Source organism: Congregibacter sp. (assembly GCF_965660375.1).
GTDB lineage: Bacteria > Pseudomonadota > Gammaproteobacteria > Pseudomonadales > Halieaceae > Congregibacter.
In genome coordinates this window covers 33,483-46,121 of sequence record NZ_CBFHZO010000030.1, presented here as the reverse complement: position 1 = coordinate 46,121, position 12,639 = coordinate 33,483, and the positions used below count along the sequence as shown (strand labels likewise).

The window sequence follows — 12,639 nt, the reverse complement described above, 5'->3', positions numbered from 1 at the left end:
TGCATCTCGAGCAGCGTTCCCTGTGGCAGCGTCAGCTGTTAGGCGCGGTTATCTGTCCGTTTCTGGAGTTCCTCCAGCGCTTTGGCCCCTTCGCGTTTGTCCTCCTGTTGTTTATCGCGGTGTTCCGTCTGAGCGATATCGCAATGGGCGTCATGGCCAACCCGTTTTATCTCGATCTGGGGTATAGCAAGTCGGAGATTGCCAGCGTTGCAAAGCTGTTTGGATTTTTCATGACCATTGCAGGGTCCGCGCTCTGCGGGGTTCTGGTCATGCGTTTCGGTTTGCTCAGGCCGCTGATGCTGGGTGCGATTATGGTCGCGAGCACGAATCTGCTTTTTGCCGTGCTAGCGGGGCTGGAGGGCGACGGCGCGCCGGCACTGCTGTGGCTGGCGCTGGTGATCAGCGCGGATAATCTCAGCGGCGGCATTGCGAGCACCGCGTTTCTTGCTTATCTCTCAAGCCTGACACATCGTAGTTATACCGCGACCCAATATGCCTTGTTCAGTTCGCTCATGACTTTGCCCGGCAAGTTCCTGTCGGGGTTTTCCGGATGGGTGGTGGACAGTTCAGGCTATGGACCGTTCTTTGTGATCGCCGCGGGACTGGGCATCCCCGCTATTTTGCTCGTGGGTGTCTTAATGTACGTTGATCGCCACAAGCGATCAGAGAGCTACCAGCGATAGCGCCTGAGTATCGCAGCGCCGCCCGCGCCGAGGAGCACGCCCTCTTCGGCGAGATGTGCGCGTTGGCGGTCTGCTCCCTGAGAGCCCTGTGGTAAAGAGCTCTTTCCGCTGGCGTTAACCACCCGGTACCAGGGCACCTTGCTGCCTTCGGGCAGTTTGCGAAGAGCCGCACCGACGCGTCGCGCCGCGCCGGGAAGTCCGGCGCGCTCTGCCACGTCGCCATAGGTTGATAATTTCCCTGGGGGGATTGCACACACCGTCAGCCAGATGCGCTGATCCAGATCGCTGTCCATGGCGTGTTTGTCAGTCATGTGGGGATTGTACGTGATCATGGCTCACGGCTTGCAAACGCGCAGCGAGCCCCCATACTTTGATAATGAGATGGATTTTTATACTGCTTCCCTGGCTGGAGCTTTTTACGCTGATTCAATTGGGCGGCCGCATCGGTGCCTTTCAGGCAATGCTCTACGTACTGGCCACCTTTCTGCTGGGACTGACGATACTCAGGGTCCAGGGCATGGAGATTGTTAACAAGCTGCGGGCTGCTCAGAGCAGTGGCGCGGCGATGTTACCCCAGCGACTCCTCGCCGATGAGCTCGCCATGGGCCTGGCAGGGCTGCTGTTGATTGTGCCTGGTCTTATTACCGACGTGATCGCTGCCCTGGTGCTGTTCGGACCCCTGCGTCGGAAGCTCTTCTCGGCGCTAGGCGGCAGCAAAGAACCGGGCCCCGCCTTCCAAGCCCGCCCCGGCGACCCTATCGAGGGCGAATTTCGTCGCCTGGATGACGATTGATCGCAGGTTTTCGTGGTTTTTTGTAAGTCGCTGTAATTATTGGTTTTTATGGTTTTTTGCGCGGGCCGCCAAGGTCAGCGATGCCAGCCTGTGAAAAATATTTAGCACTCTGGCTAAAAGACTGCCAAAAACCTCTTGAAATCCTTTTTTAACACCCCATAAACCAGTCAGTCCCCCGCTTCGGGGTCCCCTAAAGTCGATTGATTGGAGATTTGAAGCAATGAAGATCCGTCCGCTGTATGACCGTGTGGTCATTCGTCGCAACGAAGAAGAACAAACCACAGCCGGAGGCATCGTTCTGCCCGGTTCCGCAAAAGAAAAGCCCAACCAGGGAGAGGTTGTCGCCGTTGGCGACGGCAAGGTGCTGGACAATGGCGAGATCCGTGCGCTGGCAGTAAAAGTCGGAGACACCGTCGTTTTCGGTCAGTACGCCGGCAGCAACACCATTGAGGTTGATGGTGAAGAACTGATCATCATGGGCGAGAGCGAGATTTACGCGGTCGTAGAGTAAGCCGGGTAAGCACATCGCCAAACCATCCCACGACATTCAATTTTAGAAAGACTTAAAGGAACAAATCATGGCAGCTAAAGACGTATTGTTTGCTGACGACGCACGCCAGCGCATGTTGGCAGGTGTAAATGTCCTCGCGGACGCCGTCAAGGCGACTCTGGGACCCAAAGGCCGTAACGTTATTCTGGAGAAGTCCTTCGGTGCGCCGACAGTGACCAAGGACGGCGTTTCCGTGGCCAAGGAAATCGAGCTGAAGGATCGCTTTGAAAACATGGGCGCGCAGATGGTCAAGGAAGTCGCTTCCCAGGCTTCTGACGTAGCCGGCGACGGAACCACCACCGCGACGGTACTGGCTCAGTCCATCGTCAACGAAGGGCTCAAGTCCGTTGCTGCGGGCATGAACCCCATGGACCTCAAGCGCGGCATCGATAAGGCTGTTGCCGCAGCGGTAGAGCAGATTCAGGCCGCGTCCATTCCCTGCGAAGATAACAAGGCGATCGCACAGGTCGGTACCATCTCTGCCAACTCTGACGCTGCTGTGGGCGAAATTATCGCCGACGCGATGGACAAAGTAGGTAAAGAAGGCGTGATCACCGTTGAGGAAGGCTCGGGTCTTGAGAACGAGCTGGACGTGGTTGAAGGTATGCAGTTTGATCGCGGCTACCTGTCTCCCTACTTCATCACCAATCAGGACAGCATGAGCGTCGACACCGACAGCCCATTCATCCTGCTGGTGGACAAGAAAATCTCCAATATCCGCGAACTGCTGCCCCTGCTGGAGCAGGTTGCCAAGGCGTCCAAGCCTCTGGTGATTGTTGCAGAGGACGTTGAAGGCGAAGCGCTGGCTACTCTGGTAGTCAACAACATGCGCGGCATCGTGAAAGTCGCTGCCTGTAAGGCGCCAGGCTTTGGTGATCGTCGTAAGGCCATGTTGCAGGACATCGCTATCCTGACGGGTGCGACTGTGATTTCGGAAGAAGTGGGACTGGAGCTTGAGTCAGCTACCCTGGAGCATCTGGGTAACGCCAAGCGCTTCACTATGGACAAGGACAACAGCACCATCATCGACGGCGCCGGCGAAGCCGCTGCTATCGAAGCGCGTGTTAAGGAAATCCGTGTCCAGATTGAAAATACTTCTTCTGATTACGATCGTGAGAAGCTACAGGAGCGTGTGGCCAAGCTGGCTGGCGGTGTTGCGGTAATCAAGGTTGGCGCTGCCACCGAGATCGAAATGAAAGAGAAGAAGGCCCGCGTTGAAGATGCGCTGCACGCAACCCGTGCTGCTGTTGAAGAAGGCGTGGTGTCCGGTGGTGGTGTTGCGCTGATTCGTGCGATTACAGCCGTTGCGGAGCTCAAGGGCGACAACGAAGATCAGAATCACGGTATTGCAGCTGCGCTTCGTGCCATGGAAGGTCCTTTGCGTCAGATCGTCGGCAACGCCGGTGATGAAGCATCAGTGGTTCTCGACAAGGTTCGTCAGGGTGAAGGTAACTACGGTTACAACGCTGCAAGCGGCGAGTACGGCGATATGATCGAGATGGGTATTCTCGATCCCGCGAAGGTAACCCGCGCTGCATTGCAGGCTGCAGGTTCCGTGGCCGGACTCATGATCACTACCGAAGTGATGATCGCCGATGCGCCTCAGGATGATGCTCCTGCCGGTGGCGGTGGTATGCCTGATATGGGTGGCATGGGTGGAATGGGCGGCATGATGTAAACCCGCTTACCCAAGCGTCTTATCAAAGCCCGGTCTGTTAGCAGCCCGGGCTTTTTTGTGCGTGAGGGTCCGCGAGCAAGCACGGTATTGCCGCTCTCGCTGCTTGCGCTTCTACGCTTCGATCGACAACACCGCGCTTGCTCGCTTCTGGTTCTGCGCACGGTACCAGCCTGCGCAAGGGTAGTTCTTACGCAGCAATCAGGAGCGCCCTGCGCGACGCGGAGTAAGGACTGCGCTTGTGCAGGCGATTTCCAAAGTGCCCTTGTTGACGGCATAAAGTTGTGGGCACAAAAAAACCGCCTGAGCTGTCGCTGAGGCGGCTTAAGGTTAGCTTGCGATTACGCCATGTTGCTGGCTGCAAAGTCCCAGTTCACCAGATTCCAGTAGGCTTCCAGGTACTTGGGACGCGCGTTGCGGTAGTCGATGTAGTAGGCATGCTCCCAGACGTCCACGGTGAGTAGCGGTGTAACGTCTTCAGTGATCGGGCAGCCGGCATTGCTGGTGTTACTGATGGCTACAGATCCATCGGCGTTCTGCACGAGCCAGGTCCAACCGGAGCCGAAGTTACCGGCCGCTGCGGCAGAGAATTGCTCTTTAAATTCATCAAGGGATCCAAAGGCGGCGTTGATCGCCTCGGCAAGCTTGCCTGTGGGCTCACCGCCACCATTGGGAGAGAGGCAATTCCAGTAAAAAGTGTGGTTCCAGACCTGGGCTGCGTTATTGAACATGCCGCCCTCGGACTGACGAATAACGTCTTCCAGACTTGCTGACTCCATTGCGGTGCCAGCCACCATGCCATTGAGCTTGTCTAGGTAGGTCTTGTGGTGCTTGCCATAGTGATACTCCAGCGTCTCTGCCGAGATGTGGGGTTCAAGGGCATTCTGCTCGTAGGGAAGAGCGGGTAGTTCAAAAGCCATAGAAAAGTCTCCAAGCTCCATTGAGGGTGTATTTACGGTAGCGCGCACTGACGGACAGGAGCGAAAGCCTCGTTCCCGCCTTCGCCTTTCGGTGGGCGCCACGGTTGTAGAGATTATACGGAAAACGACGCGGGTCCGATGTGTGTGTTCACCGGCCCGTGTATTATAGAGCGGCATAAACTTAAAAGGGCAAAATCACATGGTTGTAGAATTCATTATCCGTTGGTTTCACGTGCTGGCCGGCCTAGTCTGGATTGGCATGTTGTATTACTTCAACTTCGTGCAAACGGAGTATTTCAAGGAAGCGGAGGCCACGGCCAAAGCGGACGCCATGAAGAAACTCGCTCCCAGAGCCCTGAAATGGTTCCGCTACGGCGCGTTGGTGACTTTTCTCACGGGGCTGGGACTCCTGCATTTCGTGAATGCCTTTGCCAACACCGGCGTAAGCGCGTTGATCCTCATGGGGGCCCTGGCAGGCACCTTCATGTTTCTCAACGTGTGGTTGGTCATCTGGCCCAAGCAGCAGATTGTGCTGGGTATGAAGGAAGGAGACGGACCCGCTGCGGCGGCAAAAGCTGGCTTGGCATCCCGGACTAACACCCTCTTTTCCGGACCGATGCTGTTCGGCATGCTCGGCTCTCAGCATCTTTCACAGATTATTCCCGTGAGTACTACCGGCTTCGCCGCAGCCTGTGGTCTCATCGTGCTGCTGCAGCTTAATGCCTTGTTCGGTCGCATGGGTCCCATGGCCAGTGTGGTCGGTGTTGTGCATTTGAGCATCGCGCTCACCGGTGTGATCTGGGCTCTCATGGCCTACCTGTAAACGTTCCGGGACCATCGTCCGGCGGTTTACGCCGGGTGTAACTTTCCAGTGGCGGGCGCGATATAATCGCGCCCGCTTTCATTAGAAACAGGCATCAGAAACCGAGTCCCATGTCCAAAGACGACGATATTTCACCGATACCTTCGATCAGTGCGAGCCGCGAGGGTGGGGCGCCCTCGGCCGCTGTGCCGAGACCTCGAGGCGGTTCGCGGTCAACGTCAAAACCCGAGAGTGGAGGCAAACCTGGCCTGATCTCGGGGATCGTGCTGGTCATTGCGCTGTTGGTAGCACTGGCGGCCTGCACCTGGTCCTGGCAACTGCAGGAGAGACTGACACAGACGGGACATGTGCTGGAGCGCTACGAGAAACGCATTGGCGATCTCGAGGACCGGCTTTCTGACACTGATGAAGGAATGAATCAGAACGCGGCGGTGCAGGCAGCGAAAATTCGCGAATTGGATAGTGAGGTGCGCAAGCTCTGGGACAACGTCTGGAAGAGCACCAAAGAGCGCCTTGGCAAGCTCGAGGCCGGTGCAAAACGGGCTGATGGAGCCGTCGCTGCGAACACGCAGTCCGTAAAAGCCACTCAGGCTGATCTGGGCAAAGCCCTTCAGGACATTGCCCGCCTGCAGAAAGTCTCCGGAGACCTGGAGAGAATGGCAGCCAGTGCGCGCTCAAGTCAGGCGGAAGTGGAGCGCGTTGCCGACTCCCTGAATGCAATAGACCTGGAGCTCGCGAAACTGGGCAAGCGGGTAGGGGGCAATGAGGAATGGATCAAGTCCATCAATGCCTTCCGTCAATCCACTAACGCCAGTATTTCTCAACTGCAATCCCAGTTGCGCGCTATGCAGATACCGGGGGCCGGCGGTTAACGCCAGCGCTTGATGACAAGGAACCACCTATGACCGTGATTCGACAGGATGACTTCATCGACAGCGTTGCCGATGCCCTGCAGTTTATCTCCTATTACCACCCGGTGGACTTTGTGCAGGCCGTGCACAAAGCCTGGGAGATGGAGCAAAACCCCGCAGCGAAAGACGCCATGGCGCAGATCCTGATCAATTCCCGTATGTGTGCTCAGGGTCACCGCCCCATTTGCCAGGATACGGGCATCGTTACGGTGTTTTTGCAGGTGGGCATGGATGTGCGCTGGGATGCCACGCTGTCCGTCGCCGATATGGTCAACGAGGGTGTACGTCGCGCTTACACACACCCTGATAATGTCCTGCGTGCCTCGATTCTCAGTGATCCCGCCGGTGCGCGAAAAAATACCGGCGACAATACGCCGGCGGTGGTGCACATGGAGTTGGTGCCGGGAGATACCGTCGATGTGAGGGTGGCAGCTAAGGGCGGGGGCTCCGAAAACAAGGCCAAGCTCGCCATGCTCAATCCGTCGGACTCGATAGTGGACTGGGTGGTAAAAACCGTGCCGACCATGGGCGCGGGCTGGTGCCCCCCGGGTATGCTGGGTATTGGTATCGGCGGCACCGCGGAAAAAGCGGCGGTGCTGGCCAAAGAGTCTCTTATGGATCCTATCGATATTTTTGACCTCCGTGAACGGGGCCCCTCGAATCGCGTGGAGGAACTGCGTCTGGAGATCATGGATGCGGTAAACCGTCTGGGGATTGGGGCTCAGGGGCTGGGCGGCCTGACAACGGTTGTGGATGTGAAAATCAAGGATTTTCCCACGCACGCCGCATCACTACCTGTGGCCATGATTCCCAATTGTGCTGCTACTCGCCATGCCCATTTCACGCTGGATGGCAGCGGACCTGCATTACAAACACCGCCGGATCTGAATGACTGGCCGGATATCAGCTGGGAGGCGGGAGACGACGTTCGCCGCGTCAACCTTGATACGGTCACTCGCGACGAAGTGGCGAGCTGGCAACCCGGAGACACGCTGTTGCTCTCGGGAAAGATGCTCACCGGTCGCGACGCCGCGCATAAGAAGATGCAGGAACTGATCAAGAGCGGTGAGGGATTGCCCGACGGCGTAGACCTCAAGGATCGCTTCATCTACTACGTTGGGCCCGTCGACCCCGTGCGGGATGAGGTGGTAGGACCGGCAGGACCCACCACGTCCACACGTATGGACAAGTTCACCGACTTCATTCTTGAAGAGACCGGCTTGTTGGGGATGATCGGTAAGGCCGAGCGGGGGCCTACCGGCATCGACGCCATCCGCAAGCATGAGGCCGTGTATCTCATGGCCGTTGGTGGCGCGGCGTACCTGGTGTCCCGAGCGATTACCTCCTCGAGGGTGGTCGCATTCCCGGAGCTGGGCATGGAAGCGATCTATGAGTTTGAGGTGAAGGATATGCCTGTCAGTGTTGCGGTAGATACCCGGGGCACCTCGGTGCATATGTCCGGGCCGGCTCACTGGCGCGGCGTTATCGAAGAGCAGGCTCTTGAGCTCATCTGAGACGTTTTACTGGCATGACTACGAAACCTTTGGCGTAGATCCCGGCTACGATCGACCTTCGCAATTCGCCGGTCTACGCACAGACCTTGATCTGAACCCTGTCGGTGAGCCGCTGGTGCTTTACGCGCGGCCGACCCGGGACTACGTGCCTCATCCCGATGCCTGTCTCATAACGGGTATCACGCCTCAAACTGCCCTCGCGCAGGGACTGGTCGAGGCAAAGTTCATGGAAAAAATACTCACCGAGTTTATGCAGCCCGGCACCTGCGCCGCGGGCTACAACTCTCTGCGTTTTGATGACACGGTTACGCGTTCTACTCTTTATAGGAATCTCCGTGATCCCTACGCTCGGGAGTATGGTGATGGTCGATCACGCTGGGACCTTATCGATGTGGTGCGTACCGCTTACGCATTGCGCCCCGAGGGTCTGAACTGGCCCAAGAGAGAAGATGGCCTGCCGAGTTTTCGCCTCGAGGATCTCTGCAAGGCCAACGGACTCGAGCAGGGGCAGGCTCACGATGCTCTGGTTGATGTAAAGGCCACTATTGCACTGGCCCGCGCTATCAAGGAAAAGCAGCCACGCTTGTTTGACTGGTTGTACCGCCAGCGTTTTAAGCAGGCGGTAAAGCCGCTGTTGGAGCCCATGTCCAAACCGGCACTGCACGTATCCGGTATGTTTGGAGCCCATCGGGCTAATCTGGGATTGATCTTTCCTTTGGCGGTGCACCACCAGAACCGTAATGAAGTGCTTTGCGCGGATCTTAGCGTTGAAGCGCGACTGCTCATCGAATTGCCGGCAGCTGAGTTGCATCGTTTGCTGTATACCGCGAACGCTGATTTAGGCGATGACGAAAAGCGACCCGGACTCAAGTCCGTACACATCAATCGCTGCCCCGTACTGCTGCCAGAAAAAATGGCGGACGCCGCGGTGACAGAACGTGCGGGGCTCGATCTTGCCACCTGTCACGAAAACCTGAGGCGTTTGCGGGCATACGAGGAGCGCATGCCGGGCGCCCTTCGTGACAAGCTGCGAGCCGTGTCGGAGCTGTCAGTCAGGGCGCCCGAGTCTGACCCGGACCGCATGCTGTACAGCGGTGGCTTCATCCCCCGAGAGGATCGGCGGACTTTGGACCGGGTTCTTGATCTGACCCCGGAAGATCTTGCAGCCACTACTGTCGCCTTTGAAGATTCGCGACTCGAAGAAATGCTCTTTCGCTATCGGGCCCGCAACTATCCCGAGACCCTCGGCGACGAGGAGCGGCTCCGCTGGGAGGATTTCCGCTTCGCTCGCATCAGTGAGGGCGACAGCCGCAGCCTGACCCTTGAGGTCCTCAATAAGCTTATCGATGAGCGTCTGAGCGCGGCTCAGATCACAGAGCGCGACAGGCATATCCTCCAGGAGTTACAGCGTTGGGGCGACAGCCTGCTGGCCTGAGCGGCGCCTCCGTCCCCGGACCCGTATAATGGGCGTCCACAGTATTTCTTTGGGGCGGATTCCTATGCAATTTGCGGGCAGTCATATCCTTTCCGTAGGACAGTTCGAGCGGTCCGACGTGGAGTCCGTGTTCGAGGTCGCCGATGCCATGCAGCCCTACGCCCGGCGACGAAAAGTGACCCGGGTCCTTGAGGGTGCCATCCTCGGTTCCATGTTTTTCGAGCCAAGCACCCGGACACGGGTGAGCTTTGGTAGCGCCTTCAATCTTCTTGGCGGAGAGGTTCGAGAGACCACGGGCATTGAGAACTCCGCCATCGCCAAGGGAGAGTCCCTTTACGATACGGCGCGGGTCCTCTCGGGCTACTCCGATGTGGTTGCCATGCGGCATCCCGAGGTGGGGTCCGTGGCAGAGTTTGCTGCGGCCAGTCGGGTGCCCGTGATCAATGGCGGAGACGGCAGCAACGAGCATCCCACGCAGGCTTTACTCGATCTTTACACCATTCGCAGCGAGCTATCCACCCAGGGACGGGCTATTGATTCCCTGCGTATCGCCATGGTGGGTGACCTGCGTTTTGGCCGCACGGTGCACAGCCTGTGCAAGCTGCTCTGCCTCTTTGATGGCGTGAGCGTGACACTGGTGTCTCCCGAGGAGCTGAAGATGCCGGGGGAAATCGTGGAGGCGCTTCGTAACGCTGGACACTCGGTCCTCGAGAGCGATGCCATGGAAGAGGGGATTTCAAGCGTGGACATTGTGTACAGCACGCGCCTTCAGGAAGAGCGATTTGCGTCGCCCGAGGAGGCAAACCTCTATCGGGGACGCTTTCGGCTGAACCAGCAGATTTATACCCGGCACTGCGATCCCAACACGGTGATTATGCATCCGCTGCCCCGGGACTCGCGGGAAGCAGCCCGGGAGCTTGATGACGACCTTAACGAAAATCCCAACCTCGCCATTTTCAGGCAGACCGATAACGGCGTGCTCGTGCGCATGGCGCTATTTGCGATGGTTCTGGATGTGGTCGGGCAGGTTGATGAGCACGCCCGGGACGTCAGCTGGTATACCGGTGGCCGTTTCACGTGAGTTTTTCCCTCCGCTTTGATCGCGCTGATGTGCGAACGCTGGAAGATCGACGGGTATTCGACGGTTATTTTGCTGTGCAGAAAGTTACCGTTGAGTACCGCAGCTTTAACGGGGGGTGGTGTGCTCCGGTCACGCGGGAAGTGTTTGAGCGCGGGGATGCTGTCGGCGTGCTGCCCTATGAACCGGAGACAGACTCTCTGATCCTTATCGAGCAGTTTCGCGCCGGAAGTCTCCGTGATACGCAAAGCCCCTGGATGCTGGAGCTCATCGCCGGCATTGTGGATCCCGGCGAAAGCGATGAGGCCGTCGCCCGTCGTGAGGGCAGGGAGGAAGCCGGTTGCGAGTTTGGCGCATTGGTTCCCATCGCTTCCTATTACCCAAGTGCCGGTGCCTGTAGTGAGCATGTGCGGCTGTTCTGCGGACGGGTAATTGATGCCGCAGTGGGTCAGGTGTGTGGCTTAGCAGTAGAAGGCGAAGATATTCTGGTGCATCGGATTTCCCGGTGCGAGGCCCTGGAATTACTCGCCGAGGATCGGATTAACAACGGACACACGCTCGTGGCGCTGCAGTGGTTTGCCCTCCACGGGGAGCGCCTGAAGCAAGCCTGGAGCAGCGACTCCGCGAACACTCCAGGGTACCCGAAGTGACACCCAAGAGCTCTCCCGGTTTGCTGCGCTCCAGCGCGGTGGTGGGCATGATGACCATGTTGTCGAGGGTGTTAGGGCTTGCCAGGGATGTAATTCTTGCAGCCGTTATTGGTGCCAGTGCGAATGCCGATGCGTTCTTTATTGCCTTTAAAATTCCCAATTTTCTCCGGCGTCTGTTTGCTGAGGGCGCTTTTGCCCAGGCGTTTGTGCCGGTGCTTGCGGAGTGTCGCGAGAACGGTGGTCAGGCGGCGGTAGCTGCTCTGGTAGACAGAGTAGCAGGCGTTCTTGGCGGTGTGCTCATTGTGCTGACGACCCTCACCCTCCTTGCGGCGCCGATGGTAGCCGGGGTTTTTGCGCCCGGTTACATTGCGCAACCGCAAAAATTCGCCCTCACCGCGGATTTGATTCGCATCACCTTCCCTTATCTCATGCTGATCTCTCTTACGGGAATGTGCGGAGCGATTCTCAACAGCTATGGCCGGTTTGCGGTCCCTGCCTTTACGCCGGTGCTGCTGAATCTCTCGCTTATCGGGGCGGCTTTGCTGGCGGCCCCCCATTTTTCCGAACCGGTTTTGGCCCTGGCCTGGGGCGTCTTGTTTGCCGGGCTCATTCAGCTGCTCTTTCAGCTGCCCTTTCTCTACCGACTGGATCTGGTGCCCAGGCCCCGCTGGGAGCCCCGCCATCCTGGCGTTCGGCAGGTAATGACGCTCATGATCCCGGCGCTGTTCGGAGTGTCCGTGAGTCAGCTGAACCTGCTGTTTGATACGGTGCTTGCCTCATTTTTACCCACTGGCAGTGTATCGTGGCTTTACTACTCGGACCGGCTGACGGAGCTGCCCCTCGGCGTCTTTGCCATCGCGATAGCAACGGTCATCATGCCAGCACTCTCGGCGCAAAAATCCGCGGCGAGGGAGGATGATTACGCCAGAACCCTGGATTGGGCGGTGCGTTCGGTACTGCTGGTGGGCGTTCCCGCATCCCTGGCGCTGCTCATTTTGGCAGAGCCGATCCTCATCAGCCTGTTCCACTATGGGGCTCTCAGTGAGCGCGATATCGCCATGTCGGCCCTGAGTCTCCGCGCCTACAGTTTGGGACTGTGCGCGTTTATGCTGATCAAGGTTCTTGCGCCCGGGTTTTATGCCCGTCAGGACATGGTGACGCCGGTGCGCATTGGTATTAGAGCAATGGTCGCCAATATGGCGATGAATATCGTCTTCGTCGTCCCTCTGACGTTTTACTACGGTGTCGGTCATGTGGGGCTCGCATTGGCCACCAGTCTCAGTGCTTTCCTCAATGCCGCTCTTCTGTGGCGCGGCCTGCGGCGGGAGGGTGTTTATCGCTTTGACCCTGTCTGGCGCAAATACCTTGTGCGACTTCTGCTGGCCTGTACCTGCATGGCTGTGGTGCTGCTGCTTACAACGCCGTCTGAGGGCTTGTGGCTGGACTGGTCCTGGGGCCAGCGCGCGCTGCGCATCGTCGCTGTGTGCTTTACTGGTGCTGTAAGCTACCTGCTGGTGCTCTGGCTTGCGGGCATGCGGCCAGCGGATCTGCGGGCACCGTCGTTTACCACCAGCAAACCAGCCGCTGAAGGCGGCAGCTCTGCATAG

13 protein-coding genes are annotated in these 12,639 nt (G+C 58.0%); 11 read left to right on the top strand and 2 right to left on the bottom strand.

From position 1 onward, the window contains the following. Positions 1-683, top strand: a 683-nt coding sequence (locus ACTG3T_RS02635; protein WP_439100712.1) for an MFS transporter, incomplete at its 5' end; no start/stop codon positions are given. On the opposite strand, the gene ACTG3T_RS02630 is transcribed toward ACTG3T_RS02635, so the two are convergent. After that, positions 671-1,015 carry an MGMT family protein gene (locus ACTG3T_RS02630; protein ID WP_439100711.1) on the bottom strand — a complete coding sequence of 115 codons (345 nt, stop codon included), beginning with the start codon at positions 1,013-1,015 and terminating at the stop codon, positions 671-673. The two genes, ACTG3T_RS02635 and ACTG3T_RS02630, sit on opposite strands and share 13 nt — an antisense overlap. A 44-nt stretch (positions 1,016-1,059) precedes the next feature. Between ACTG3T_RS02630 and ACTG3T_RS02625 the strand changes: the two genes are divergently transcribed. The 3 genes from ACTG3T_RS02625 (at position 1,060) to groL (ending at position 3,704) form a co-directional block, all read left to right on the top strand. Next, positions 1,060-1,476 carry an FxsA family protein gene (locus tag ACTG3T_RS02625; RefSeq protein WP_439100710.1) on the top strand — a complete coding sequence of 139 codons (417 nt, stop codon included), beginning with the start codon at positions 1,060-1,062 and terminating at the stop codon, positions 1,474-1,476. 220 nt (positions 1,477-1,696) lie between these two features. Then, the gene (locus tag ACTG3T_RS02620) at positions 1,697-1,987 is read left to right on the top strand and encodes a co-chaperone GroES (protein ID WP_439100709.1); all 291 of its coding nucleotides are present in this window, start codon (positions 1,697-1,699) and stop codon (positions 1,985-1,987) included. Positions 1,988-2,054: 67 nt separating this feature from the next. After that, the gene (gene groL, locus ACTG3T_RS02615) at positions 2,055-3,704 is read left to right on the top strand and encodes a chaperonin GroEL (RefSeq protein WP_439100708.1); all 1,650 of its coding nucleotides are present in this window, start codon (positions 2,055-2,057) and stop codon (positions 3,702-3,704) included. Between the two features lie 338 nt (positions 3,705-4,042). On the opposite strand, the gene sodB is transcribed toward groL, so the two are convergent. After that, the gene (sodB, locus tag ACTG3T_RS02610; RefSeq protein WP_439100707.1) at positions 4,043-4,621 is read right to left on the bottom strand and encodes a superoxide dismutase [Fe]; all 579 of its coding nucleotides are present in this window, start codon (positions 4,619-4,621) and stop codon (positions 4,043-4,045) included. Positions 4,622-4,820: 199 nt separating this feature from the next. Here sodB and ACTG3T_RS02605 point away from each other — a divergent pair, with 199 nt between their 5' ends. The 7 genes from ACTG3T_RS02605 (at position 4,821) to murJ (ending at position 12,639) form a co-directional block, all read left to right on the top strand. Beyond that, complete coding sequence (locus ACTG3T_RS02605; protein ID WP_439100706.1) at positions 4,821-5,444, top strand: urate hydroxylase PuuD; 624 nt, start codon at positions 4,821-4,823, stop codon at positions 5,442-5,444. A 110-nt stretch (positions 5,445-5,554) separates the two neighbouring features. Continuing rightward, a complete protein-coding gene (locus ACTG3T_RS02600; protein ID WP_439100705.1) occupies positions 5,555-6,316 on the top strand; it encodes a hypothetical protein in 762 nt (253 codons plus the stop codon). A gap of 29 nt (positions 6,317-6,345) precedes the next feature. Beyond that, a complete protein-coding gene (locus tag ACTG3T_RS02595) occupies positions 6,346-7,869 on the top strand; it encodes a fumarate hydratase (protein ID WP_439100704.1) in 1,524 nt (507 codons plus the stop codon). Next, entirely contained in the window at positions 7,856-9,304 is a 1,449-nt protein-coding gene (sbcB, locus tag ACTG3T_RS02590) for an exodeoxyribonuclease I (protein ID WP_439100703.1), read from the top strand. Before ACTG3T_RS02595 ends, sbcB begins: the two co-directional genes overlap by 14 nt. Before the next feature lie 64 nt (positions 9,305-9,368). Then, positions 9,369-10,385, top strand: coding sequence for an aspartate carbamoyltransferase (locus tag ACTG3T_RS02585; protein ID WP_439100702.1), 1,017 nt, complete (start codon positions 9,369-9,371; stop codon positions 10,383-10,385). Then, positions 10,382-11,032, top strand: coding sequence for an NUDIX domain-containing protein (locus tag ACTG3T_RS02580; RefSeq protein WP_439100701.1), 651 nt, complete (start codon positions 10,382-10,384; stop codon positions 11,030-11,032). Before ACTG3T_RS02585 ends, ACTG3T_RS02580 begins: the two co-directional genes overlap by 4 nt. Then, positions 11,029-12,639, top strand: a complete 1,611-nt coding sequence (murJ, locus tag ACTG3T_RS02575; protein WP_439100700.1) for a murein biosynthesis integral membrane protein MurJ — start codon at positions 11,029-11,031, stop codon at positions 12,637-12,639. The genes ACTG3T_RS02580 and murJ overlap by 4 nt, the downstream gene beginning before the upstream one ends.